21 protein-coding genes and 5 pseudogenes are annotated in these 25,375 nt (G+C 75.3%); 22 read left to right on the top strand and 4 right to left on the bottom strand.

Annotated elements, in window-relative coordinates:
* Positions 1–143: 143 nt before the first annotated feature.
* The 3 genes and pseudogenes from REH70_RS14115 to REH70_RS14105 all read right to left on the bottom strand — a co-directional run.
* Positions 144–1,316, bottom strand: a pseudogene (locus REH70_RS14115) (DUF3488 domain-containing protein); the annotation flags it as partial.
* Positions 1,313–2,578 carry a DUF58 domain-containing protein gene (locus tag REH70_RS14110; protein ID WP_310748161.1) on the bottom strand — a complete coding sequence of 422 codons (1,266 nt, stop codon included), beginning with the start codon at positions 2,576–2,578 and terminating at the stop codon, positions 1,313–1,315. The pseudogene REH70_RS14115 and the gene REH70_RS14110, both read right to left, overlap by 4 nt.
* A gap of 89 nt (positions 2,579–2,667) precedes the next feature.
* Positions 2,668–3,666 (bottom strand): AAA family ATPase, encoded by a 999-nt coding sequence (locus tag REH70_RS14105; RefSeq protein ID WP_310748158.1) that lies wholly within the window; start codon positions 3,664–3,666, stop codon positions 2,668–2,670.
* A gap of 413 nt (positions 3,667–4,079) precedes the next feature.
* On the opposite strand from REH70_RS14105, the gene mraZ reads away from it, so the two are divergent.
* The 12 genes and pseudogenes from mraZ (at position 4,080) to murC (ending at position 17,938) form a co-directional block, all read left to right on the top strand.
* Positions 4,080–4,514 (top strand): division/cell wall cluster transcriptional repressor MraZ, encoded by a 435-nt coding sequence (gene mraZ, locus REH70_RS14100; RefSeq protein WP_310754310.1) that lies wholly within the window; start codon positions 4,080–4,082, stop codon positions 4,512–4,514.
* A gap of 231 nt (positions 4,515–4,745) precedes the next feature.
* Positions 4,746–5,723, top strand: a pseudogene (gene rsmH / locus REH70_RS14095) (16S rRNA (cytosine(1402)-N(4))-methyltransferase RsmH); the annotation flags it as partial.
* A 10-nt stretch (positions 5,724–5,733) separates the two neighbouring features.
* On the top strand, positions 5,734–6,159 hold the full coding sequence (locus tag REH70_RS14090; RefSeq protein ID WP_310748155.1) for a hypothetical protein: 426 nt from the start codon (positions 5,734–5,736) through the stop codon (positions 6,157–6,159).
* 442 nt (positions 6,160–6,601) lie between these two features.
* The gene (locus REH70_RS14085) at positions 6,602–8,155 is read left to right on the top strand and encodes a penicillin-binding protein 2 (RefSeq protein ID WP_310748153.1); all 1,554 of its coding nucleotides are present in this window, start codon (positions 6,602–6,604) and stop codon (positions 8,153–8,155) included.
* A gap of 112 nt (positions 8,156–8,267) precedes the next feature.
* On the top strand, positions 8,268–9,887 hold the full coding sequence (locus REH70_RS14080; RefSeq protein ID WP_310748151.1) for a UDP-N-acetylmuramoyl-L-alanyl-D-glutamate--2,6-diaminopimelate ligase: 1,620 nt from the start codon (positions 8,268–8,270) through the stop codon (positions 9,885–9,887).
* Positions 9,884–11,349: pseudogene (gene murF, locus REH70_RS14075) on the top strand (UDP-N-acetylmuramoyl-tripeptide--D-alanyl-D-alanine ligase). The gene REH70_RS14080 and the pseudogene murF overlap by 4 nt, the downstream one beginning before the upstream one ends.
* Positions 11,346–12,428, top strand: a complete 1,083-nt coding sequence (mraY, locus tag REH70_RS14070) for a phospho-N-acetylmuramoyl-pentapeptide-transferase (RefSeq protein ID WP_310748148.1) — start codon at positions 11,346–11,348, stop codon at positions 12,426–12,428. The pseudogene murF and the gene mraY overlap by 4 nt, the downstream one beginning before the upstream one ends.
* A complete protein-coding gene (locus REH70_RS14065; RefSeq protein WP_310748146.1) occupies positions 12,428–12,787 on the top strand; it encodes a hypothetical protein in 360 nt (119 codons plus the stop codon). The genes mraY and REH70_RS14065 overlap by 1 nt, the downstream gene beginning before the upstream one ends.
* On the top strand, positions 12,784–13,890 hold the full coding sequence (gene murD / locus REH70_RS14060; RefSeq protein ID WP_310748143.1) for a UDP-N-acetylmuramoyl-L-alanine--D-glutamate ligase: 1,107 nt from the start codon (positions 12,784–12,786) through the stop codon (positions 13,888–13,890). Before REH70_RS14065 ends, murD begins: the two co-directional genes overlap by 4 nt.
* A gap of 13 nt (positions 13,891–13,903) precedes the next feature.
* A pseudogene (locus REH70_RS14055) lies at positions 13,904–15,106 on the top strand (FtsW/RodA/SpoVE family cell cycle protein); the annotation flags it as partial.
* Between the two features lie 148 nt (positions 15,107–15,254).
* Positions 15,255–16,403: an undecaprenyldiphospho-muramoylpentapeptide beta-N-acetylglucosaminyltransferase gene (gene murG / locus REH70_RS14050; protein WP_310748141.1), complete on the top strand. Its 1,149-nt coding sequence runs from the start codon at positions 15,255–15,257 to the stop codon at positions 16,401–16,403.
* Positions 16,400–17,938 (top strand): UDP-N-acetylmuramate--L-alanine ligase, encoded by a 1,539-nt coding sequence (murC, locus tag REH70_RS14045; RefSeq protein ID WP_396134539.1) that lies wholly within the window; start codon positions 16,400–16,402, stop codon positions 17,936–17,938. Before murG ends, murC begins: the two co-directional genes overlap by 4 nt.
* A gap of 193 nt (positions 17,939–18,131) precedes the next feature.
* On the opposite strand, the gene REH70_RS14040 is transcribed toward murC, so the two are convergent.
* Entirely contained in the window at positions 18,132–18,311 is a 180-nt protein-coding gene (locus REH70_RS14040) for a hypothetical protein (RefSeq protein WP_310748138.1), read from the bottom strand.
* Positions 18,312–18,405: 94 nt separating this feature from the next.
* Here REH70_RS14040 and REH70_RS14035 point away from each other — a divergent pair.
* The 10 genes and pseudogenes from REH70_RS14035 to REH70_RS13990 form a co-directional block, all read left to right on the top strand.
* A pseudogene (locus tag REH70_RS14035) lies at positions 18,406–18,651 on the top strand (peptidase S9); the annotation flags it as partial.
* A gap of 29 nt (positions 18,652–18,680) precedes the next feature.
* Complete coding sequence (locus REH70_RS14030; protein WP_310754307.1) at positions 18,681–19,145, top strand: cell division protein FtsQ/DivIB; 465 nt, start codon at positions 18,681–18,683, stop codon at positions 19,143–19,145.
* A 221-nt stretch (positions 19,146–19,366) separates the two neighbouring features.
* Positions 19,367–20,662, top strand: a complete 1,296-nt coding sequence (gene ftsZ / locus REH70_RS14025) for a cell division protein FtsZ (protein ID WP_310748135.1) — start codon at positions 19,367–19,369, stop codon at positions 20,660–20,662.
* A 255-nt stretch (positions 20,663–20,917) separates the two neighbouring features.
* Entirely contained in the window at positions 20,918–21,562 is a 645-nt protein-coding gene (locus tag REH70_RS14020; protein WP_310748132.1) for a polyphenol oxidase family protein, read from the top strand.
* A 42-nt stretch (positions 21,563–21,604) separates the two neighbouring features.
* On the top strand, positions 21,605–22,093 hold the full coding sequence (locus REH70_RS14015; protein ID WP_310748129.1) for a cell division protein SepF: 489 nt from the start codon (positions 21,605–21,607) through the stop codon (positions 22,091–22,093).
* 6 nt (positions 22,094–22,099) lie between these two features.
* Positions 22,100–22,384, top strand: a complete 285-nt coding sequence (locus REH70_RS14010; RefSeq protein WP_310748126.1) for a YggT family protein — start codon at positions 22,100–22,102, stop codon at positions 22,382–22,384.
* 144 nt (positions 22,385–22,528) lie between these two features.
* On the top strand, positions 22,529–23,209 hold the full coding sequence (locus tag REH70_RS14005) for a DivIVA domain-containing protein (RefSeq protein WP_310748123.1): 681 nt from the start codon (positions 22,529–22,531) through the stop codon (positions 23,207–23,209).
* A 108-nt stretch (positions 23,210–23,317) separates the two neighbouring features.
* The gene (locus REH70_RS14000) at positions 23,318–23,773 is read left to right on the top strand and encodes a TraR/DksA C4-type zinc finger protein (RefSeq protein WP_310748120.1); all 456 of its coding nucleotides are present in this window, start codon (positions 23,318–23,320) and stop codon (positions 23,771–23,773) included.
* A gap of 202 nt (positions 23,774–23,975) precedes the next feature.
* On the top strand, positions 23,976–24,404 hold the full coding sequence (locus REH70_RS13995; RefSeq protein ID WP_396134538.1) for a signal peptidase II: 429 nt from the start codon (positions 23,976–23,978) through the stop codon (positions 24,402–24,404).
* A gap of 10 nt (positions 24,405–24,414) precedes the next feature.
* Positions 24,415–25,332, top strand: a complete 918-nt coding sequence (locus REH70_RS13990) for an RluA family pseudouridine synthase (protein ID WP_396134756.1) — start codon at positions 24,415–24,417, stop codon at positions 25,330–25,332.
* Positions 25,333–25,375: the final 43 nt, after the last annotated feature.

Raw genomic sequence — 25,375 nt, 5'->3', positions numbered from 1 at the left:
CCGGGCGGCCGAGCCCTCGGTGATCTCCCGGGCGAGCCGGGCGACGTCGTCGGTGCGCGAGGTCTGCGGGACCTGCAGGTAGTCGGCGACGTCCCGGGGTCCGCGGCGCTGGAACCGCGCAGCGTGTCCGCCGTCAGGTCGAGAAGCTCGACCTGCATGGAGTACTCCAGGCCGCTGCTGGTCACCGTCGGGCGGCGGACCTCGTCGCGTCGGCTGTCGTAGGTGAAGCCGCCCGCGATGTCGACCCGGCGCGGCATGACCGGTACGGGCAGCCGGTCCTCCCGCAGCGCGGCGAGGCGGACGTCCAGGCGCGTGGACGTGGGCGGGCCCTCACCGGCCGGCTCGGGGGTCAGGTCCCGGACCGGCCACAGGACAGCGTCCTCGTCCACGGTCGGGAACTGGTCGAGGCCGGCGTCGTCGCGGGCCCACCGCTCGCCGTCGTAGTCGCGCAGCGTGAAGACGCGCAGCGGTCCGGCGGCCACCGGCTCCGCGCGGTACGCGAGCACCACCTCGGTGGAGCGCGCCCCGAGGCTCTGCCGCATGTCGAGGTCCTCGGCCAGCTGCAGCGAGCCGGTCGTCGCGGTCCCCAGGTCGGGCAGGCGGACGCTCGACCAGCCCGGTAGCGCCGACCCCAACGGCCCGACGGCGAGGGCCACCACGGTGACCGCGGTGGACGTCCCGAGGGCAGCGGTGATGCGCCGCCGGTCGTCCGCCGGGGTACGGCCGCGGCGGGACGACGACGGGACGGCGCTCACGGCGAGCAGCAGCAGGAAGGCGAGCGCCGTGCCGAGGAACGCCGACGTCGGGGCGGGCCGACCGATGAGGAGCGGCGGGATCCACAGGGCCAGGAACGCCAGCCCCGACCACGCCGGCGCACCCAGCCCGAGGGCGATGAGGTCGGCCGAGAGCATCACGAGCAGGGCGCCGCCCACCACGAGCGCCTCCAGCGGGAGAGCCGGGTCGGCGGGTGGGCGGGACGCGTCCGCCACCTGCAGGCCGCCGCGCAGCAGGTCCCCGAGGCGGGCGATCGTCTCGCCGTCCGGCAGCAGGTCGATCCGGCCGGGCGGGCTGCCGTACACGACCAGCATCCCGAGCAGGGCCGCGGCCGCCCCGGCCACGGTCGGCACCCACCACGTCCGGGTCGAGGCGCGGACGACGCCGAGCACGACGGCGAGCGCGATCACGCCGACCGTCCCGGCCTGCGTCCACCGGCCGGGCGAGATGAGGCCGGACAGCGCGAGCAGGCTCGCGATCACCCCCAGGGCGCACAGCGCGCCGGTGATCCAGGCCCGGGGTCCTCGGACGACGTCGTTCATCGGGTGGTCTCCAGCAGTCGGGCCCAGGTCTGGTGCAGGTCGTCGTCGACCTCGGCCGAGCACGCGTGCCAGCCGGCACGGCGCAGCGCGGCCAGGGTGATGTGGGCGTCGCGTCGGGCGGACGCCGGCAGCGCCGGCATGCGGACGACGGCGAACGGCTCGCAGGTCTCGGCGAGCCCGGCCAGCGCGGCGCGTCCGCGTGCGGAGAGCACGCCGACGACGGCCAGGACGAGCTCGCGCCCCGCTCCGGGGGTGCTCAGCTCCGCGACCGCGGCCAGCAGGTCGGCCTCGTTCTCCGCGTCGGTGGGAGCCGGCTCGAGGTCGACGGCGCGGTCCAGGAGCTCCACCCGGCCGTGGCTGCCGCCGCCCTCGCGCACGTGCCCGGTCGTGACGGCGCGGCGCGCGGCGTCGTCGCGGGTGGACCGGCCGCCGAGCATCCGCACGGGATGGCCACCACCGAGCGCCGCGAGCCCCATCGACGTCGCGAGCGAGATGCTCCACTCGATCCCGGACCGGTCCGGCGGGAGGTCGAGCAGGATCGACGCGGTACGCCGTCCGGCGCGCTCGTCGCTGCGCACGACGAGCTCGCCGCGCCGTGCCGAGCTCGCCCAGTGCACGCGGCGCAGGTCGTCACCCACGCGGTAGCCGCGCAGGGCGGCGTCGTCGGGGAGGGGAACGGGCGCCGAGCGCGACGCGGTCCGGCTCGCCCACCAGGGCGCCGGCCGGCAGGTCGAGGTCGACGACGGCGGGCCACACCGCGACCTCGACCGGTTCACCGAGGGTGGACCGGCTCCGGACCACACCGAACGGGTCGGTGCGGCGGACGACGAGCGGACCGAGCGGCCAGCGTCCCCGGCGCACGGGGTCCAGGGGTAGGTCAGCGCGATCCTCCCCGGCGCGCGCTCCATCCGGGCGCGCAGCGTCAGCCCGCCGGAGAGCTGGCTCGCCGCCTGCTCCCCGAGGTCGACGTCGGCCAGTCGGGACCGGGCCGCCGGGTCGGCGGCGACCACCTCGACGTGGGCGGTCGCAGGCGACCGGGCCGAGACCGGGTTGGGCTGCACCGAGCGGTGCACGCGCAGCGCGTGGCGACCACGGGTGGGATCCACCACCAGGACCCACAGCGCACCGGCGAGCACGACGAGGGGGCCGAGGAGCCCGAGGCGCGCGACGTCCGTCGATCCCCAGCCGACCCCCGCGAGGGCGAGCAGCGACCCGCCGACGAACAGGCCCCAGCCGCGCGGGGTGGGACGGAGCGTCCACATGAGCGCCTCCTTCGGCGGCGGGCGGGAGCCCGGCGGGTGCCGGGCCGGACGACGGCGTCGCGTGCCATGGCCCGCGTCGGCCGTGCGGCTCAGCCGGTGGCGCGACGCGCGCGCGGCGCCTCGACCGGCGGCAGCGCGGTGCGGGCGACGAGACCCCGGACGACGTCGAGGGTCGTCCGCCCGGCCAGCCGGGACTCCGTGCTCGCCAGGAGGCGGTGCGCGAGGACCGGCTCGACGACCTCCTGGACGTCGTCCGGCAGCACGTGGTCCCGGCCGGACAGCGCAGCGAGGGCCTTGGCCGCGCGCAGCAGCTGGATGGACGCGCGCGGTGAGGCGCCGAGCCGCAGCCCGGGGTCCGTCCGGGTGGCCGCGACGAGGTCGAGCACGTACCCCTTGATCGCCGGTGCCGCGTACAGGCGGCGCGCGGTGGCGATGAGGCGGGCCACGTGCGCGGCGTCGGTCACCGGTGCGAGGTCGGCGAGAGGGTCGGCGACCTCCTGCCGCTCGAGCATCTCGAGCTCGGCCGACCGGTCCGGGTACCCGGCGCTCAGCCGTGCCATGAAGCGGTCGCGCTGCGCCTCGGGCAGCGGGTACGTGCCCTCCATCTCGACGGGGTTCTGCGTCGCGATGACGAGGAACGGTCGGGGCAGCGGGTAGGTGGCGCCGTCGACCGTGGCCTGCGACTCCTGCATGCACTCCAGCAGCGCGGACTGCGTCTTGGGCGAGGCGCGGTTGATCTCGTCGCCGATGACGATGTTGGCGAACACCGGGCCGGGCCGGAATTCGAACTCGTGAGTCTGCGCCCGGAAGATGTTCACACCGGTCAGGTCGCTGGGGAGCAGGTCCGGCGTGAACTGGATGCGGCCGACCGAGCAGTCGATGCTGCGGGCCAGCGCCTTGGCGAGCGTCGTCTTGCCCACCCCGGGCACGTCCTCGAGGAGCAGGTGGCCCTCGGCGAGCAGGACGGCGAGCGTGAGCCGGACGAGCTGCGGTCGGCCGGCGACCACCCGCTCGATCCCGGCGCTGATCAGGCTGGTGGTGTCGACGAGCTCGTCGAGCTCGGCCGACGTCGGCACGGCTTGCAGCATGGTGACTCCTCACGGACTGCCCAGAGCCTAAGCGACGCACAGCGCCGGGACACCGGATCCCAGGGCGGCCTCTGCCCGTCGCCCCACTTCGCTCCACCCGCGCCCGGGGAGAAGAGGGAGCGGGGTGCGGACCGGGCGCCGTCCGGCGGAACGGGCGGCAGCCAGGAGGCGGCGGGCGGCGACCGCATCCGGACGAATGGGACACCGGCCCCAGTCGGCGCCGGACGGCCCACGCGACCCTCCACGTCCCTCCACCGCCCTGGCCTGGGACGACGCCGCATCCGGGGGTGACGCCACCCCCGCGCCCCTTGTCGGTGGAGGGAAGTGGAGTAGTGTGGGGGCAACGGGTGAGTGCGGGTGTCCACGGGGGAGGTCGGTCGTCCATGAGCGACCTCTTCGGCGGCGGGTCGGCGATGTTCCTGGGGACCTACACCCCGCGGCTCGACGACAAGGGCCGGCTGATCCTGCCAGCCAAGTTCCGCGCGCAGCTCGCGCCGGGCCTGGTCATGACCCGTGGTCAGGAGCGATGCCTGTTCCTGCTGCCGCTGGAGGAGTTCCGCCGGATGCACGACCAGATCCGGCAGGCCCCGGTGACCAGCAAGCAGGCGCGCGACTACCTGCGGGTCTTCCTGTCCGGGGCCAGCGACGAGCTGCCCGACAAGCAGGGGCGGATCTCCATCCCGCCGACCCTGCGCACCTACGCCGGGCTCGACCGGGACGTCGCCGTGATCGGCGCCGGCACCCGGGTCGAGATCTGGGACCTGCCGGCCTGGGAGCAGTACCTGGCCGAGCAGGAGTCCGGGTACGCCGACACGGCCGAGGAGGTCTTCCCCAACGGTCCGTTCTGACGACGGGTGCGGCCTGCGTGCCACCGCCCGGTGAGGTCTCCTCCCGCCTGCTCTGACGCACTTCCCCGGCGCCAGAGGGTCGGAGGGGACCTGGCCGGACGGCGGAGGGTCGCCCGGCCGCCCCGTACGCACCACCCCCGCACGACCCCCGACCAGCGGCCCAGCAGCCACCGATCCCGCACCACCGCACCACCGCACCGCACGACCCACCCGCAGCACCAGGAGCACCCGATGAGCGAGCCGCGCCAGACGGCGGACCGGCACACGCCGGTCCTGCTCGACCGCTGCGTCGAGCTCCTCGCGCCGGCGCTCGGGGCACCGGGAGCCGTGCTCGTGGACTCCACGCTCGGCATGGGCGGGCACACCGAGGCGGTGCTCGAGCGGTTCGACGGCGTCCGGGTCATCGGGCTCGACCGGGACCCGCAGGCCCTCACCCTCGCCGGACGGCGTCTCGCCCGTTTCGGTGACCGGTTCGAGGGCGTGCACGCGGTGTACGACGAGATCGGTGACGTCCTCGCGGACCGCGGGTTGCCCGCGGTGCAGGCGGTCCTCATGGACCTCGGGGTGTCCTCGCTGCAGCTCGACGAGGCTGAGCGTGGGTTCTCGTACGCCCACGACGCGCCCCTGGACATGCGGATGGACGCGAGCACGGGCATCACCGCCGCCGAGGTCCTCAACACCTACGACGAGCGCGAGCTCACGCGGGTCCTGCGCGAGTACGGCGAGGAGCGGTTCGCGGCCCGGATCGCCCGCAACGTCGTGCGTCAGCGGGCGACCCGCCCGCTGACGCGCACCGGCGAGCTGGTCGACCTGCTGCGTGCGAGCATCCCGGCCGCGACCCGCAAGACCGGCGGCAACCCGGCCAAGCGCTCCTTCCAGGCGCTGCGCATCGAGGTCAACCGCGAGCTCGAGGTGCTCGAGCGCGCCGTCCCGGCCTCGATCGAGGCGCTCGCGGTGGGTGGGCGCATCGTCGTCGAGGCCTACCACTCGCTCGAGGACCGCATCGTCAAGCGGGCCTTCGCCGCCGGGGCGACGTCGAGCGCCCCGGAGGGACTGCCGGTGGAACCCGAGACCCACCGGCCCTACCTCCGCCTGGTCACCCGCGGGGCGGAGGAGGCGCCGCCCGACGAACGCGAGCGCAACCCGCGCTCCGCCTCCGTGCGGCTCCGCGCCGCTGAACGTCTCCGTCCGACGCCCGACCACCTCAAGGGGTGCGCTCATGAGTGCTCTGCCGCAGTCCTTCGCCCCGGCCCCACGGACGGTCCCGGCACCGCCCGGACCGTCGCGGTCCCGCACACCCGCGTCGCGGCTGCGCGTGGTCCGGGCACCGGAGCACCACCGCACCCGGGTCCCGTTCGTGGTGCTGTGCATCGCCATCCTGGCCGGGGCGCTCCTCGGGGCGCTGGTCCTCAACACGACGATGGCGAGTGCGGCGTACGAGAAGCACGAGATGGAGATCGAGCTCGCGCAGCTCGCCCGGACCGAGCAGTCGCTGCAGACGCAGCTCGAGGCGCAGGCCTCACCGCCGCAGCTCGCGGCGTCGGCCCGCGCGCTCGGCCTCGTGCAGGCGCCGCCGTCGGCGTACCTGCGGCTGGCCGACGGCGCCGTCCTCGGGACCCCGACCCCGGCCGGGGTCGGGGGATGACGGGGCCGGACCGCGGTCGCGGACCCACCGGCGCGCGCACACCCGCCCACGGCACCCCGAGCGACCCGAGCGCTCCGGCGCGCGGCGGCGCACCGGCCCGCGGGGGCCAGCGGACCGCTGCCCGGGGTGCGGCGCGGACCGCGACGACGGAGCGACCGTCCCCGCGGACGGTCGCCCGGGCGGCGTCCACGGCCGCCCGCCGAGCCGGGGCGACCGCCGGTGCGACCGGAGCGACCGGCGCGGCCACCCGACCGCCGGGCGTCCCGGCGCGTCGGCACAGCGCGCTGCTCGCCCTCGGTCTCGTCGTGCTGACCGTCTTCGCCGGCCGGCTGGTCTACGTCCAAGGCATCGCCGGCTCTGCGGTGGCCGCGGAGGCGCTGTCCTCGCGCATGGGCACCGCGACGCTGGTCGCCCCCGCGGGGAGATCACCGACGCCGACGGTGTGGCCCTCGCCACCACGGTCGAGCGGTACGTGCTGTGGGTCAACCAGGCCGAGGTCGCCAGCTGGAAGCAGACCAGCAACGGCACCGTCGTCGCCGAGGGCGCAGCCGGCGCGGCGCAGGTCCTCGCCCCGATCCTCGGGGTGGACGCCGGGGAGCTCGGTGCGCAGCTCGTCGGGGACGCGCCGTACGTCGAGATCCGGCGGGGCGTGCTGCCCGAGGTGTGGCGGGCGATCCGCGAGGAGCGCATCGCCGGGGTCAACGCCGACCGCGCCGACGAGCGGATCTACCCCGCCGGGTCGGTCGGCGGCAACGTCATCGGGTTCCTCAGCCAGGACGGCGAGGCGCTCGCCGGCCTGGAGCGCGCGCTGGACGACCAGCTCACCGGCGTCGACGGCACGTACCGCTACGAGCGGGGCGCCCGCGGGCAGGAGATCCCGGGCGGCGAGCGGGAGCGCGTCGCCCCGCAGCCCGGGCAGGACGTGCGGACCACGATCCTGCGGGACCTGCAGTGGATGGCCCAGGAGGCGGTGGACCAGCAGGTCGCGGCGACCGGCTCGGACTCCGGCGCGCTGGTCGCGATGGACGTGCGCAGCGGCGAGATCCTCGCCCTGGTCGACTCCGGCGCCGTCGACCCCAACGACCCGGGCAGGACCGCGGCGGACCGGCGTGGTTCCCGCGCGATCTCGGACGTCTTCGAGCCCGGCTCGACCGCCAAGGTCATCACGATGGCTGCCGCGCTCGAGACGGGGATCACCGACCCGCTGCAGCACTGGGAGGTGCCGTACCAGTACACGACGGCGAACGGGCAGACGTTCAAGGACTCGCACGAGCACCCCGGCCAGAAGCTGACCACCACGGGTGTGCTCGCGGAGTCGTCCAACACCGGCACGGTGATGATCGGCCAGCAGCTGCCCGAGCAGGTGCGCTACGACTACCTCGCCAAGTTCGGGTTCGGGACGCCCACCGGGATCGAGCTGCGCAACGAGTCCGCCGGCAAGCTGCACCCCGTGGAGAACTGGGACGGGCGCACGAGGTACGCCGTCCTGTTCGGCCAGGGCGTCTCGGTCAACGCGGTGCAGGCGACGCAGGTCTTCGCGACCATCGCGAACGGCGGCGTGCGCATGCCCGCGCACCTGGTGAAGGACATCACCGCCGACGACGGCACGGTGACCCGCCCGGAGCGGGGCGAGGGGACCCGGGTGGTCTCCGAGGCGACCGCCGACACCGTGCTGACCATGATGGAGAGCGCCGTCGCGGAGGGCACCGGCTCGGCCGCCGCGATCCCCGGCTACCGCGTCGCGGGCAAGACCGGCACGGCGCAGTCGTGGGGCATGGACGGCAGCACCGGGATCACGGCGTCGTTCATCGGCGTCGCCCCGGCCGACGACCCGCGCATCGCCGTGGCCGTCATCATGCACAACCCGCGCACCTCCGTGTGGGGCGGGACCGTGGCCGCCCCCGTCTTCAGCGAGGTCGCCGGCTTCGCGCTGCAGCTGCTCAAGGTGCCGCCGACGGGGGTTCCCGCGACGCTGTTCCCCACGACCTACGAGTGAGGCGGCGGGTGAGACGTCGAGCGGGGCGAGTGAGCAGCGTCATGCCCGTCCCCGTGCCCGTCACGCGGCCCGCCGACGGGGTGAGCCGGAGCGCGCGCGGTAGATTCGTCGCATGACGTCCGCGCACGCCTCGATGCGCCCTGCGCGCCCCACGGCCCACCGGATCGTCGACCTCGCGGCGGCCTTCGCGCTCCGCACCGCCGGTCCGCACGGGACGGACGGGGTCCTCACGGGCCTCACCCACGCCAGCTCCGACGTCGAGCCCGGCGACCTCTTCGTCGCCCTGCAGGGCTTCCGCGTGCACGGCGCGGCGTACGCCCCCGGTGCCGTCGAGGCCGGTGCGGTCGCGATCCTCACCGACGACGCGGGCGCCGAGCGGTGCGCGGGGCTCGGCGTCCCCGTGCTCGTGGCGGACGACCCGCGCGGGTTGCTCGGTGACGTCGCGGCGTGGGTGCACGGCCACCCGGCGCGTGAGCTCGTGAGCGTCGGTGTGACCGGGACGAACGGCAAGACCACGACCACCTACTTCGTCGACGCCGCGATGCGGGCCGCGCACCGGACCACCGCGCTGCTCGGCACCGTGGAGCTGCGGGTCGGCGACCAGGCGATCGAGAGCCCCCGGACGACCGTCGAGGCTCCCGCGCTGCACGCGCTGCTGCGGCTGGCCCGCGAGCGCGAGGCGGGTGCGGTCACCATGGAGGTGTCGAGCCACGCGCTCGCCCTCGGACGCGTGCACGGGATGACGTTCGACGTCGTCGGCTTCACCAACCTCCAGCGTGACCACCTCGACTTCCACGGCGACATGGAGGGCTACTTCGCCGACAAGGCGCGACTGTTCGCGCCCGGGCAGGCCGCCCGCGGCGTCGTCGTCGTCGACGACGAGTGGGGTCGCCGCCTCGTGGCGACGGCGGCGATCCCGGTCGAGTCCGTCGCGACGCACGTCGACACGCCCGAGGCCGAGACCGCGGACTGGGCCGTGGTCGAGGCCACCATCGGCCTCGACGGCGTCGGCTCGACGTTCACCCTGCGTGGGCCCGACGGCGCCCGGCACGCGGCAGCGAGCCCGCTGCCGGGCCTGGTCAACGTGTCCAACGCGGCGCTGGCGATCGTGCTCGCGCACCGCGCCGGCGTCCCCCTGGACGCGGCCGTCGCCGCGGTCGGCGCCGCGAGCGCGATCCCCGGCCGGATGGAGCGCGTCGTCGAGCGCGGTCCAGGGCGGCCGCTCGCCCTGGTCGACTACGCCCACACCCCGGACGCGCTCGTGCTCGCGCTCGAGGCGGTCCGGCCGATCACGCCGGGCCGGCTGATCCTGGTCTTCGGCTCCGACGGCGATCGCGACCAGGGCAAGCGCCCGCTCATGGGGCAGATCGGCGCCCGCCTCGCCGACGTCCTCGTCGTCACCGACGAGAACCCCCGCTCGGAGGACCCCGCGTCCATCCGCGCCCAGATCCTCGCCGGGGCCCTCGAGGCACGCCCGGACGGGACGGACCTCCACGAGGCGACCTCGCGCGCGGACGCCATCCGCGCCGCGCTCGCGCTCGCCGACGACAAGGACACGATCATCATCACCGGCAAGGGGCACGAGCCCACCCAGGAGATCGCCGGGGTCTTCCACCGGTACAACGACCGCGACGTGCTGCTGGCTGCCGTCCGTGCGGACGCGACCGGGACCCCGACCGCCACCCCGACCGCCACCTCGACCGGCACGTCGACCAGCGGGGCGGGCGAGTGATCGCGCTGACGGCCGCCGAGGTGGCGGCCGCGACCGGCGGTCGCCTGCACCCCGAGGGCCTGGACCCGGCGACCGTCGTGCACGGGCCCGTCGTCGTCGACTCGCGCCAGGTCGACCAGGGCTCGCTCTTCGTCGCCCTGCCGGGCGAGCACACCGACGGCCACGACCACGCCGCAGCGGCCGTCGCCGCGGGGGCCACGCTCGTGCTCGCCTCCCGGACCGTCACCGGGCCCGACGGCGCCGCGGTCCCCAGCGTCGTCGTCGACGACGTGGAGCGCGCCCTGGGCGACCTGGCGCGGGAGGTGCTGCTGCGCCTGCGCACCGACGACGAGACGGGTGCGACCCGGCTGTCGGTCGTGGGCGTCACCGGCTCCGTCGGCAAGACCACCACCAAGGACCTCCTGCTCCAGCTCCTGACGCCGACCGGACCGACCGTCGCGCCGGTCGCCTCGTTCAACAACGAGATCGGCCTCCCTCTGACCGTCCTGCGCGCCGACGAGGGCACCCGCTTCCTCGTGCTCGAGATGGGCGCGAGCGGTCTGGGCCAGCTCACCTACCTCACCCGGATCGCGCCGCCCGACGTCTCCGTCGTGCTCGTCGTGGGCAGCGCGCACCTCGGGGAGTTCGGCGGGATCGAGGCGGTGGCCCGCGCCAAGTCCGAGATCGTCACCGGCCTCGCGCCGGGCGGCGTGGCCGTCCTCAACGCCGACGACATGCGGGTCTCCGCGATGGCGTCCGTGGCCCCCGGGGACGTCACGACCTTCGGCACGGGTGAGGGCGCCGGCGTCCGCGCGACCGCGCTGCGCCTGGACCGCGCCGGGCGCGCCACCTTCACCCTGACCGCCGGCGAGGAGGCCGCGCCGGTGACGCTCCGACTCGTGGGGAGCACCACGTCCACAACGCGCTCGCCGCGGCCGCGGTCGCCCTGCGCCTCGGTGTGGCGCTGCCGGACGTCGCCGAGCGGCTGTCCGCCGCCGGGCCCCTCAGCCCGCACCGGATGAACGTGGTCGAGCGACCCGACGGCGTCACCGTCATCGACGACTCCTACAACGCCAACCCCGACTCGATGCGCGCAGCCCTCAAGACCCTCGCCATCGTGTCCGGGCGGGACCGCCGGTCCGTCGCGGTGCTCGGCGAGATGCTCGAGCTCGGGGAGGACCACCGGACCGCGCACGAGGCCCTCGGCCTCATGGTCGTCCGGCTCAACATCGGCCTGACCGTCGTGGTCGGCGCCGGGGCCCAGCCCATCGCCGACGGCGCCCTGCGCGAGGGGTCGTGGGGCGACGAGGTCGCGATGGTCGACGACGTCGACGCCGCCGCCGCGTTCCTCGCCGACGAGCTGCGCCCGGGCGACGTCGTCCTGGTGAAGTCGTCCTACGGCGCGGGGCTGTGGCGGCTGGGGGACATCCTCACCGCGCCGGCGGACTCGTCGGCCGACGCGCCGGTGGACTCCGACCGATGAGAGCGGTCCTCATCTCGGGCGGGCTCGCGCTCGTCCTGTCGCTCCTCGGCACGCCGCTGTTCATCCGCTTCCTGGTCAAGAAGCAGTACGGCCAGTTCATCCGCCAGGACGGGCCCACGGCCCACTTCACCAAGCGCGGCACGCCGACCATGGGCGGCGTCGTCATCATCCTGGCGACGCTGCTCGGGTGGGCGGGTGCGAGCCTGGTCACCGGCAACGTCCCGAGTGCGTCCGCGGTGCTCGTGCTGTTCCTCATGACCGGGCTGGGGATCGTCGGCTTCCTCGACGACTTCATCAAGATCTCCCGGCAGCGCAGCCTCGGGCTGCGGGCCCGGTGGAAGATCGTCGGGCAAGGGCTGGTCGGCATCACCTTCGCCGTCGCGGCCCTGCAGTTCCCGAACGAGAACTTCCGCACGCCCGCGTCGACCCAGATCTCCTTCATCCGCGACACCGGGCTCGACCTCGCCTTTGCCGGCGCCACGCTCGGGCTCATCCTGTTCGTGCTGTGGGCCAACTTCCTCATCACGGCGTGGTCCAACGCGGTCAACCTCACCGACGGCCTCGACGGCCTGGCCACCGGGGTCTCGCTCATCGTCTTCGGCGCCTACGTCATCGTGTGCGTGTGGCAGTCCAACCAGGCCTGCCAGTCGATCCTCACCGTGGGCCCGCGCTGCTACGAGACCCGCGACCCGCTCGACCTCGCCGTCGTCGCGGCGGCGATCACCGGCGCCTGCTTCGGCTTCCTGTGGTGGAACGCGAGCCCCGCCAAGATCTTCATGGGCGACACCGGGTCGCTCGCCCTCGGCGGCGCGCTCGCCGGGCTGTCGATCCTGTCCCGCACCGAGATCCTCGCGGCGATCATCGGCGGTCTGTTCGTCCTCATCGTGCTGTCGGACGTCATCCAGATCGGCTTCTTCAAGATGACCGGCAAGCGGGTGTTCAAGATGGCACCGCTGCACCACCACTTCGAGCTGTCCGGGTGGGGTGAGGTCACGATCGTCATCCGGTTCTGGATCATCGCCGGGCTCTTCGTCGCCGCCGGGGTGGGCGTGTACTACGCCGAGTGGGTCGTGGGCTGATGTCCGCCGCCCGCGAGGACCTCACCGGGCGCCGCGTCGTGGTCGCCGGTCACGGCGTCACCGGCCGCGCGGCCGCGGCCGTGCTGCGGGCGCAGGGTGCCGTCGTCGTCACCGTCGACGCCCGCGACCCGGAGGCCGACGTCGCCGACGCCGCCGCGTTCCTGGCCGACGACGGGCTCGCCGACGCCGACCTCGTCGTCGCTTCCCCGGGCTGGGCGCCGGGCACACCGCTGCTCGCGGCAGCACGGGACCGTGGGCTGCCGGTGTGGAGCGAGGTCGAGCTCGCCTGGCGCCTGCGCGCCGACCGCACCCCGGGCCCGACGGCGCCCACCGCGGCCCCGCCCCGTGGCTCGTGGTGACCGGGACGAACGGCAAGACCACGACGGTCGGCATGCTCGCGTCGATCCTCACCGCGGCCGGACGCCGCACGCTCGCGGTCGGCAACGTCGGCACCCCGGTCGTCGAGGCGGCCACCGACCCCGACCTCGACGTCCTCGCGGTCGAGCTGTCCAGCTTCCAGCTGCACTTCACGCACTCGATGTCCGCGCAGGCCGCCGCGGTGCTCAACGTCGCCGCCGACCACCTGGACTGGCACGGCTCGCTCGAGGCGTACGCCGCAGACAAGGGACGCGCCTTCGAGCGCACCCAGGTCGCCTGCGTCTACAACAGCGCGGACCCGGTCACCGAGCGGCTGGTGCGGGACGCCGACGTCGTCGACGGCGCCGTCGCGGTCGGGTTCACGCTGGGCATGCCGTCGGTCGGGCAGGTCGGGCTCGTGGAGGACGTCCTCGTCGACCGCGGCTTCGCGACGTTGCGCCACACGCACGCCGCCGAGCTCGGGACCCTCGCCGACCTGGCGCACCTCGGCGGGGGCGAGGCGAGCGACCCGCGCACCGGCGCGGTGCCGTCGCACGTCGTCGCCGACGCCCTGGCTGCCGCCGCGCTCGCGCTCGCGCACGGCGTCGAGCCGGCCGCCGTGCGCGACGGCCTGCGCGCCTACACCCCCGGCGCGCACCGCATCGAGACCGTCGCGGTCGCGGGCGACGTCCGGTACGTCGACGACTCCAAGGCCACCAACGCGCACGCCGCCGCCGCGTCGCTCGGCGCCTTCGCGCCGGACTCCGTGGTGTGGGTCGCGGGCGGGCTCGCCAAGGGCGCGACGTTCGACGACCTCGTCCGGACCCGCCGCGACCGGCTGCGCGCCGTCGTGCTCATCGGCGCCGACCCCGAGCCCCTCGAGGGTGCTCTGGGCCGACACGCACCCGAGATTCCCGTCGTGCGGATCGATCCCGGCGACACTGGGACGGTGATGACTCGTGCCGTCGACCAGGCCCGCCGGCTCGCCCGGCCGGGCGACACCGTGCTGCTCGCACCCGCCTGCGCCTCGATGGACCAGTTCGCCTCCTACGCCGAGCGTGGCGACGCCTTCGCGGCGGCCGCCCGCGCACTCGGCGACCGGTGAGCCGGGGACCGTCATGACGCAGACCACCGGGTACCGCCCGGCGCCGCGAGCGCGCGCCGCGGCGGCCGGCTCGCCCAGCTCCTCCACGTCGCTCCCGTCCACGCGGGGTTCGTCCCCGCGTGGCGGCACCCCGCCGCAGGCACCGGAGCCGGAGCGCGTCGGCCGACGCGACCTGGCCGCCGTGCTCGGGCACTGGAACAGCGCGGTCACCAGCTACTACCTGCTCACCGGCGCGACCACGATGCTCGTCGTGCTCGGGCTCGTCATGGTGCTGTCCAGCTCGAGCGTCGCGTCCCTCGCCGACGGCGACTCCCCGTACGCCGAGTTCCTCAAGCAGGCCCAGTTCGCGATCATCGGCGTGCCGGTCCTGTGGATCATGAGCCGGATGCCCGTGGCGGTGCTCAAGCGGCTCGCGTGGCCCATGCTGCTCGGCGCCGCCTTCCTCCAGCTGCTCGTGTTCACCCCGCTCGGCCTGGGCGCGGGCGGCAACAAGAACTGGATCGGCGTCGGACCGGTCACCATGCAGCCGTCCGAGGTGGTCAAGCTCGCGCTCGCGCTGTGGCTGGGCGCCGTGCTGGCGCGCAAGCAGCACCTGCTCGGGGACTGGAAGCACGCCGTCGTGCCGGTGCTGCCGGTCGCCGGCGTGATGGTCGGGCTCGTGCTGCTCGGCCACGACCTGGGGACCGCGCTCATCCTCATGCTGCTCGTGGCCGGCGGGATGTTCATGGCCGGCGTCCCGCTGCGCGTGTTCGCGGTCGCCGGTGCGGCAGCCGCTGCCGGAGTCGTCGGCCTCGTCGTGAGCAGCCCCAACCGGGTGAGCCGCTTCACGTGCCTGTTCAGCGGGACCTGCGACCCGACGGCCGAGGGGTACCAGCCCCTGCACGGCACCTACGGTCTGGCCACCGGCGGGTGGGCCGGGCTCGGGCTCGGCGCGAGCCGCGAGAAGTGGTCGTACCTGCCCGAGGCCCACAACGACTACATCTTCGCCATCATCGGCGAGGAGCTGGGGCTCGTCGGGACGCTGCTCGTGCTCGCTCTGTTCGCGGTGCTCGGGCTCGCGATGAGCCGGATCATCCGGCGCCACCCCGACCCGTTCGTCGTCATCACGACCGGGGCCATCAGCCTGTGGATCATCGGTCAGGCCCTGGTCAACATCGGCGTCGTCATCGGGCTCGCCCCGGTGATCGGCGTGCCGCTCCCGTTGGTCTCCGCCGGAGGGTCCGCGCTCATCATGACCATGGCCGCCGTCGGCGTCCTCATCTCCTTCGCGCGCCAGGAGCCGGGCGCCGCCGAGGCGCTCGCGGCCCGCCCGGGCGTGGTGCGCCGGTCCCTCGCCGTCCTCGGCCGCACCCGGGGGCGCGCCGATGACGGCGACACCCACGTCCGGGCTGCGCTCGGTCCTGCTCGCCGGCGGCGGCACGGCCGGTCACGTCAACCCCCTGCTCGCCGTGGCCGAGGAGCTGCGGCGCCGGGACCCGGCCACGACGCTCACCGTGCTCGGCACGTCGACCGGGCTCGAGGCGCGTCTGGTGCCCGAGCACGGGCTGCCGCTCGAGCTCGTGCCGCGGGTGCCGCTGCCCCGCCGTCCGTCACCGGACCTGCTGCGGCTCCCGGGCCGGCTGGCCGCCGCGGTGCGCGCCGCCGGTGACGCGATCGACCGCACCGGCGCCCAGGTCGTCGTCGGCTTCGGCGGCTACGTGTCGACCCCGGCGTACCTCGCCGCGCGGCGCCGCGGCGTGCCCGTCGTCGTCCACGAGGCCAACGCCCGCCCCGGCCTGGCGAACCGGCTCGGTGCCCGGTGGGCGGCCGAGGTCGGCGTCGCGTTCCCCGGGACCCCGCTGCCCGGGGCGCACGTGGTGGGCATGCCGCTGCGGGCGGCGGTCGCGGCGCTCGCCGGACGCCGGACCGCCGACGCGGACGCGACCCGGCGCGAGGCCGCCACCACGCTCGGGCTGGACCCCACGCGCCGCACCGTCCTGGTGACCGGTGGCTCGTCGGGTGCCGTCCGGCTCAACGCCGCGGTCGCCACGGTCGCCGGGGACCTCCTCGCGACCGGTGTCCAGGTGCTGCACCTGACCGGGGCCGGCAAGGCCGACGCCGTGCGTGCCGCCCTGCCGTCCGGGCCGGCCGCGGAGCACTACCACCTGCGCGAGTACCTCGGCGAGATGGAGCTCGCCTACGCCGTCGCCGACCTCGTCGTGTGCCGGTCCGGCGCCGCGACCGTCTGCGAGCTGGCCGCGCTCGGCCTGCCGGCCGTCTACGTCCCGCTGCCGATCGGCAACGAGGAGCAGCGGCTCAACGCCGCCCCGCTCGTCGCCGCCGGCGGTGGTCTCCTGGTCCCCGACGAGGAGCTCACCCCGGCCTGGCTGCGCGGGGAGCTGCTGCCGCTGCTCGCCGACCCGGGCCGTCTGGCCGCGATGGGCCGCGCCGCGGCCGTCGCGGGGACTGTCGACGGCGCCGCCCGGGTCGCCGACCTCGTGGCGCGCGCCGCACGCACCGGGGGCCGGCGATGAGCGCCGCGCGGCCGACCACGCGACCCGACGGCGCGCCGGCCACCGACGGGGCACCCGACGCCGTCGCGGCACTCGGCCGGGTCCACCTCGTCGGCATCGGTGGCGCCGGCATGTCCGCGATCGCGGCCCTGCTCGCCGCCCGCGGGCTCACGGTGAGCGGCTCCGACGCGCGGGACAGCGCCGTCGTCGGCGCGCTGCGCGACGCGGGCGTCGTCGTGCACGTGGGGCACGACGCCGCCCACGTGCGCGGTGCGGACACCGTCGTCGTCTCGAGCGCGGTGCGCGAGACGAACCCCGAGCTCGCCGCCGCCCGCGCCGCCGGGCTGCGCGTGATGCACCGCTCGGGCGCCCTCGCCGCGCTCATGGCCGACCGGCGCTCGGTGGCGGTCGCGGGCGCGCACGGCAAGACGACGACGTCGGCGATGGTCGCCGTCGCGCTGCTCGCCGCCGGGGCCGAACCGTCGTACGCGATCGGCGGGACGGTGCTCGCCGCCGACACCGGCGCCGGTGCGCCCGCGAGCGGCCCACTGGCCGGGGCGCGGCACGGCGCCGGGGACGTGTTCGTCGCCGAGGCGGACGAGTCCGACGGGTCCTTCCTCGCCTACACCCCGACCGTCGCGGTCGTGACGAACGTCGAGCCCGACCACCTCGACCACTACGGCACCCGCGAGGCGTTCGAGGCCGCGTTCGAGCAGTTCGCCGACCGCGTCGCCGACGGCGGCGCGCTCGTCGCCTGCGCGGACGACCCGGGCTCGCGCCGGCTGCTGACCGCGGCCGGCGCCCGGCTCGCGGCGCGCGGCGTACGCACCCTCGGCTACGGCGAGGACCCGAGCGCGGACGTCGTCGTCAGCGGGTACCGCCCCGGTGCGGGCGCCGGCTCCACCGCGACCCTGCGCACGGTGCACCCCGCCCTCGTCGGCGACGACGGCGCCGCGGTGCAGGTCGACCTCGACCTCGCGGTCCCCGGTGCGCACAACGCGCTCGACGCCGCCGCCGCCTGGACCGCGGCCCGGCTGCTCGGGGCCGCCCCGGGCGACGTCCGGCGCGGCCTGGCAGCGTTCCGCGGGACCGGACGCCGGTTCGAGGAGCGCGGGACCGCCGGTGGGGTCCGCGTCGTCGACGACTACGCCCACCACCCCACCGAGGTCGCCGCGCTGCTGCGCGCCGCGCGCCCGGTCGCGGGGGACGGCCGCGTCCTCGTGCTGTTCCAGCCCCATCTGTACTCGCGCACCCGGACCTTCGCGGCCGAGTTCGCGACCGCGCTCGACCTCGCCGACGTCGCCGTGGTGACCGACGTCTACGCCGCGCGCGAGGACCCCGACCCCGCGGTCACCGGTGCGTCGATCACCGACCTCGCGCCGCGGCCGGGGACGGCCGAGCACGTCCCCGACCGGCAGGCCGCGGCGCGTCGGATCGCCGCCCTCGCCCGCCCCGGCGACCTCGTGCTCACCGTCGGCGCCGGGGACGTCACCGAGCTCGGTCCCGTGGTCCTCGCCGCGCTGGCCGACGCCCTGCCGGACCGGGACGACCGGTGACCCCGCCCACCCGCCCGAGCACCCCGGTGCCGCGCGCCGGACGATCCCGCCCTGCCCCGCCGCGCCCGCGGCCGCCCCGCCCCGCCCCGCCACGGCCACCCGCCGAGGGGACCGACCCGGCTGCGTCGGTCGACCCGGTCGACCCTCCTGCACCGGTCGACGCTGCCGCGCCTCCGCGTCCCGCCGAGCCTGCTCACCCAGCCGCCCCCGGCCGGGCGCCGTCCGGCACGGACGGGGGCGACACGCCGTCGGGCGCGACCGCGACGGCAGCCGGCGCACCGACAGCACCCGGCACCGCGACCGCACCCGCGTCGTCGACGGCACCCGGGAGCGCCCGGGCGTCCGCCACCTCGGACGCGGTGACGACGTACACCGCGGGTCGACGCTCGCTCGGGGTCCCGGAGCGGTCGCCGTCGCGGACCGTCGTGTCCAGCGGGTCCGCCGCGCGGTTCGCCGAGCGGATCGCGATGCGCCGTCGCCTCGCACGGCACAAGGCGTACCTCGTGGCCGCGGTGCTCGTGCTGGTCGGCGCGCTCGGCTGGCTGCTGCTGCTGTCGCCCGTGCTCGCGCTCCACGCAGCCGAGGTCGAGGTCACCGGCTCGGGGACGGTGGTCGACGTCGCCGACGTCCATGCCGTCGTCGCGGAGGTGGACGGCGTCCCGCTGCCGCGGCTGGACACCGTCGGTCTGCGCGACCGCGTGCTCGAGGTGCCCGGCGTGCGCGAGGCCAAGGTGACGCGGATCTGGCCGCACGGGCTCGTGATCGCCCTGGTCTCCCGCGAGCCGGTCGCCGCGGTGCCGCAGACCCTCAGGGGTCCGGCCCGGACGGCCCCGGCGGCCCGACGCCGCCCGGGTTCACCCTGCTCGACGTCGAGGGCTACGGCGTCGGCTGGACGGCCACGCCGCCCGAGGGGCTGCCGGTCGTGTCGGTGCCGGTCGTCGACGAGGGCCGCAACCGGAGCCTGGACGCGGTGCTGGCGATCCTCGACGCGCTGCCGGCGGATCTCGCCGCGGAGGTCGCGACGATCGAGGCCCGGACGCAGGACACCGTCCGCATGGGGCTGCGCGACGGCAAGACGGTCGTGTGGGGGAGCGCGGGGGACGCGGCGCTGAAGATCCGGGTGCTCCAAGCCCTCCGTGCGGCCCCGGCGGCAGCGGACGCGAGCGAGTACGACGTCTCCGCGCCGACCCTGCCGATCACCCGCTGACCGCTCGGTCGCCGGTCGCCCCGGGGGCCATGCGCGCGGTGTGACGAAGACCGTCGGCGACACGCGCGGCGCGGTCGTTGATCCGTCCCGGCCTGGCGCCTACGGTCTCGCCGCTCGAACTACTTGACATAACTCTAACCCTCTAGTTGAGGGTGAGGGTTGGCACCGGACACAGCACGACCCGTGAACGAGAACTACCCGTGGCAACGAGAGGCATAGACGTGGCAGCTCCGCAGAACTACCTGGCGGTCATCAAGGTGGTCGGCATCGGAGGCGGTGGCGTCAACGCCGTCAACCGCATGATCGAGGTCGGCCTCAAGGGGGTCGAGTTCATCGCGATCAACACCGACGCGCAGGCCCTCCTCATGTCCGACGCGGACGTCAAGCTCGACGTCGGCCGGGAGCTGACGCGTGGGCTCGGTGCCGGCGCGGACCCCGAGGTCGGCAAGAAGGCCGCCGAGGACCACGCCGAGGAGATCGAGGACGTCCTGCGCGGCGCCGACATGGTCTTCGTCACCGCGGGTGAGGGTGGCGGCACCGGCACCGGTGGCGCGCCCGTCGTCGCGCGCATCGCCCGCTCGCTCGGTGCGCTGACCATCGGTGTGGTCACCCGCCCCTTCACCTTCGAGGGTCGCCGGCGCACCGTGCAGGCCGACTCCGGCATCGACAACCTGCGCGCCGAGGTCGACACCCTCATCGTCATCCCCAACGACCGCCTGCTGTCGATCTCCGACCGCTCGGTCTCGGTGCTGGACGCGTTCCACTCCGCCGACCAGGTGCTGCTCTCCGGTGTGCAGGGCATCACCGACCTCATCACCACCCCCGGCCTGATCAACCTCGACTTCGCCGACGTCAAGTCCGTGATGCAGGGGGCGGGCAGCGCCCTCATGGGCATCGGGTCCGCCCGGGGCGACGACAGAGCCGTCCAGGCCGCCGAGCTCGCGATCTCCTCGCCGCTGCTCGAGGCGAGCATCGACGGGGCGCACGGCGTGCTGCTGTCGATACAGGGTGGCAGCGACCTCGGCCTGTTCGAGATCAACGAGGCCGCGCGCCTCGTGCAGGAGGCCGCGCACCCCGAGGCCAACATCATCTTCGGTGCCGTCATCGACGACGCCCTGGGCGATGAGGTGCGGGTCACCGTCATCGCGGCCGGCTTCGACAGCGGTGGCCCCGAGACCCGGCGCACCCCGCGCGGGGTCGGTCAGGTGGCGGGCGGCCAGCGTGTGGTCCCGCCGGCGCCCCCGGGGTCCGTCCCGGCGGCGCCGCAGAACCAGGGCCAGGGCGGGTACGCGCAGCAGCAGTACAACCCCAGCGTCCCGGTCGAGCAGGCGCCCGCCCAGCGCACCCCGACCCAGCCGGTGCCGACCGGGCCGAACGGCACGCCGGTCCCGTCGTTCCTGTCCTTCGACCCGCACACGGTCGTGTCGACGGGTGGGCTCGAGGTGCCGCGGGTTTTCGAGGACGAGCAGCGTCGTCGTCGTGACGAGGACCTCGACGTCCCCGACTTCCTCAAGTAGGGAGGCCGTGACGGCGAGTCCCGGGAGCTCGGGCACGTCGGGCGCCGCGGGCACCGCGGGCCTGCTCGCCACCGCGGGCGCGGGCGGCGTCGTCCGCGTGGACCTCGGGCCCGGCGTGCGCGCCGGGTTCACCATGCGGCGCGCCGACGGTGCCGCCGACGCCGGGCCCGGGCTCAACCTCGGGCTCGGCGTCGGTGAGCCGCGCGAGGCCGTCCTGGCCCGCCGACGCGAGCTCGCGCGGTGGGCCGGGGGCCCGTGGGGTGGGTCACCCAGGTGCACGGCACCGCGGTGCTCGACCTCACCGGCCCGCCCGGCCCGGCCGGCCCGCTCGGCCCGCTCGGGGGTTGCCCCGACGGCGAGCCGTCGGCGGAGGCGGACGCCGTGGTGGCGGGGCCGGGGTCCGGTGCCGCGGTGGTCGTCGCAGACTGCGTCCCGGTGCTCCTCGCCGATCCGGGCACGGGCGTCGTCGCCGCGGTGCACGCCGGGCGGCGAGGGCTGGCCGACGGCGTCGTGCAGGCGGCGGTCGCGCGGATGGTCGCGCGCGGCGCGCGTGCGGCCGAGCTGCACGCCGCGATCGGGCCGGCCATCTGCGGCCGGTGCTACGAGGTGCCGGCCGAGCTGCGCGACGCCGTCGCCGACGTCGTGCCCCACGTCGCCTCCCGGACGTCGTGGGGCACGCCCGCGCTCGACCTGCCCCGGGGGGCCGAGGCGGTGCTCCGTGACGCAGGGGTGCACCGCGTGCTCAGCGTGGGGGCGTGCACCCGCGAGGACCTGCGGTTCTTCTCGCACCGGCGGTCGGTCGAGTCCGGCGAACCGCAGGGCCGGTGTGCCGGCGTGGTCCGGAGCGACACACCGCACGCGGGCGTGTCGGACGGCGGCGGCGACGCCGCCGGTTGCTAGCGTTCATCGGCAGGACGATCAGGGTTGTGAGAGGAAGAGGCGATGGCCGGAGCACTGCGCAAGACGATGCTGTACCTCGGTCTCGCCGACGAGCGCGGTGAGAACCAGGGCGAGGAGTTCGCCGACGAGTACCACGAGCTGGAGGTCGATGTGCCGCAGGAGTACGAGGCGCAGGTGACCCCGATCCGGGCCAACGGCAGCCACGCGCTGGTCCCGGCGCCCGCGCCGAGCGCGCCGGACGCCGAGCTGCGCCGCATCACGACCGTGCACCCGCGGTCGTACAACGACGCCCGCAAGATCGGCGAGGCGTTCCGCGAGGGCACCCCCGTGATCATGAACCTGTCCGACATGGACGACGCCGACGCCAAGCGCCTCGTCGACTTCTCGGCGGGGCTCATCTTCGGCCTGCACGGCGCGATCGAGCGCGTCACGAACAAGGTCTTCCTGCTCTCGCCGGCGCACGTCGAGGTGACGGCCGAGGAGCAGGCCGTGCCGGGCGAGATGCGCGCCGGGTTCTACAACCAGAGCTGACGGCCGGTGCGAACGATCGCCTCCCTGGCGGCCCTCCTCATCAACCTCTTCCTGCTCGTCCTGTTCATCCGGGTCGTCTTCGACTGGGTGCAGGTGTTCGCGCGGGAATGGCGGCCGCGGGGCGTGGCGCTGGTCGTGGCGGAGGCCGTCTACACCGTCACGGACCCTCCGCTGCGTGCACTGCGACGGGTCATCCCGCCGCTCACCCTGGGCGCGATCCGGCTCGACATGGCGTTCCTCGTCCTCGTGGTGATCTGCGTCATCCTGCAGTCGATCCTCGTCCGGATCTGACCGCCGGCGGGGTCCGCCGCGGGCCAGTGGCCCTGCGCGGACTCCGCTACGGTGATCGCTGGGCGGTCCCCGGACCGCCGTCCGACCTGCACGACCCGCACGACCTGCACGACCCGAGCGCACACACTCTCCGAGGTGACACCGATGGCACTGCTGACCGCAGACGACGTCCTGAACAAGAAGTTCCAGGCGACGAAGTTCCGCGAGGGCTACGACCAGGACGAGGTGGACGACTTCCTGGACGAGGTCGTGAACACCCTCCGTGCGGTCCAGGGGGAGAACGACGAGCTGCAGAACAAGCTCGCCGCCGCCGAGCGCCGGGTCGCCGAGCTGAGCCGGGCCGGCGCGGCCCAGACCTCCGCGGCCGAGGGGACGACCGAGCCGGCCGCGCCCGCAGCCGCCGCCGAGCCGGCGCCCGCTCCGGCGGCCACCGCTCCCGCCGCGCCCGCTCCCGCTGCGCCTGCGCGCGCGACCGAGCCCGAGTCCGCGACCGGCATGCTGCAGCTCGCGCAGAAGCTGCACGACGACTACGTGCGCAACGGTCAGGAGGAGGGTGACCGCCTCCTGGCCGAGGCCAAGGCGCAGAGCACCCGCATCGTCGAGGAGGCGGAGCAGACGTCGCAGCGCACCCTCTCCCAGCTCGAGCAGGAGCGCAGCCTCCTGGAGCGGAAGATCGACGAGCTGCGCGTCTTCGAGCGCGACTACCGCACGCGTCTGAAGAGCTACCTGGAGAACCTGCTCGGTGATCTCGACAACCGGGGCAGCGCGCTTCCCCGCAGGCCAAGCCGACAGCCGACGGTGCCCCGACCGCGCCGTAGAGGCTGACCGACCCGTCCACCGACACACCACGCCGGCGCGATCCGGCGTGGTGTGTTGTGCGTCCGGGGCAGGGGGCCTAGTCTCGCGTGACTTCGACCAGAGGGGGCGCTCGTGGTGAGTCCCGAAGCCGCAAGCTCGACGACGCTGGCGGACGTGCCGGACCTCGCCGAGCTCGTCCGTCGCTTCCCGGTCCGTGACTCCGAGGAGCCGTGGACCGAGGCCGAGGTCCGCGAGATCGCCACCGAGCTGACCGCGGAGGTCGAGCGGCTCACGGCCGAGCTCGCCGCCGCGGACGAGCTCCTCTCGGACCTGCTGCGCGACTCCGGTGACGGCGCCGGGGACGACCAGGCCGACTCCGGGTCCAGCGCGCTCGAGCGCGAGCACGAGCTCACGCTCGTCAACAACACGCGCGACCTGCTGACCCAGACCAGTCACGCCATGGCGCGCATCGGCCTGGGCACGTTCGGCACCTGCGAGTCGTGCGGCAAGGCCGTCGGCAAGGCGCGCCTGCAGGCGTTCCCGCGGGCGACGCTGTGCGTCACCTGCAAGCAGCGCGAGGAGCGCCGCTGACCGGTCGGGCGTCCGTGCGAGACTCTTCCGCGATGTCCACGACCCCAGACGCGGTGCCCGCGCACGACCCTGCCCCCGGCGCCCAGACCTCCACGGACGGCACGCCCCCGTCGCTCGCGCCCGGCGCCGCCGACTGCTCACGCTGCTCGCGGTCCTCGCCGTCGTCGTCCTCGCGGTCGACCAGGTCACCAAGGTGTGGGCGGTGGCGAACCTGACCGAGGGCCGGCGCACCGACCTCGTCGGGGACCTGCTCGGGCTGACCCTGCTGTACAACCCCGGCGCGGCGCTGTCGATCGCCACCGGGATGACGTGGGTGCTCACGCTGGTCGCGGTCGGGGTGGTCGCCTTCACGATCCGCGCGTCCCGCCGGATCGGGTCCGCCACGTGGGCCGTGGCGCTCGGGCTGCTGCTCGGTGGCGCGGTGGGCAACCTCGTGGACCGGTTCTTCCGCGACCCCGGCCCGGCCCGCGGGCACGTCGTGGACTTCATCGCGTACGGCGACCTGTTCGTCGGCAACGTCGCGGACATCGCGATCGTCGCGGCCGCGGGGCTGATCATGCTGCTCGCGCTGCGCGGCATCGGCCTCGACGGCAGCCGCGAGAGCGACACCACGGATTCCCGTCGTGGCTGAGACCCGCGCGATGCCGGTCCCGGACGGGCTGGCCGGCGAGCGAGTCGACGCCGCCATCGCGCGCCTGCTCGGGCTGTCCCGGACCCGCGCGGCCGAGCTCGCCGCGGCCGGCGGTGTGCGCCTGGACGGCGCCGCGGTCGGCAAGTCCGACCGGCTGGTGCCGGGCGGCTGGCTCGAGGTCGACCTGCCCGACCCGCCGCGCCCGGCCGACCAGACGCCGCCCGAGCCCGTCCCCGGCATGCGGATCGTGCACGACGACGACGACGTCGTGGTGGTGGACAAACCCGTCGGGGTCGCGGCGCACGGCTCGCCCGGCTGGACCGGTCCGACGGTGGTGGGGGCGCTCGCCGCGGCGGGCTACCGGATCTCCACGTCCGGTGCCGCCGAGCGGCAGGGCGTCGTGCACCGGCTGGACGTCGGCACGTCGGGGCTCATGGTCGTGGCCAAGAGCGAGCACGCGTACACGGTGCTCAAGCGGGCGTTCAAGGAGCGGACGGTCGACAAGGTCTACCACGCGCTCGTCCAGGGCCACCCGGAGCCGACCACGGGGACCATCGACGCCCCGATCGGTCGGCACCCCAGCTCGGACTGGAAGTTCGCCGTCGTCGCGGACGGCAAGCCGTCGGTCACCCACTACAGGGTCCTCGAGATGCTGCCGGCGGCCTCCCTGGTCGAGGTGCACCTCGAGACCGGTCGCACGCACCAGATCCGGGTGCACTTCTCCGCGCTGCGCCACCCCTGCGTCGGCGACCTCACCTACGGCGCCGACCCGCGGCTCGCCGAGCGCACCGGGCTGACCAGGCAGTGGCTGCACGCGATGCGGCTGGCGTTCGACCACCCCGCGACGGGCCGCCGCCTCGAGGTGACCAGCCAGTACCCCGACGACCTCGCCGCGGCGCTCGCGACCGTGCGGGACGCGGGCCGCTGACACCGCGCGGGCGGTGAGCGTCACGCCCGACGACGCGTCCGCG

This window comes from Cellulomonas sp. ATA003 (genome assembly GCF_031582905.1).
In the GTDB taxonomy this organism is placed as follows: Bacteria; Actinomycetota; Actinomycetes; order Actinomycetales; family Cellulomonadaceae; genus Pengzhenrongella.
Note: the sequence above shows the minus strand (reverse complement) of the source record. Positions and strands in the feature narration are given on the sequence as shown.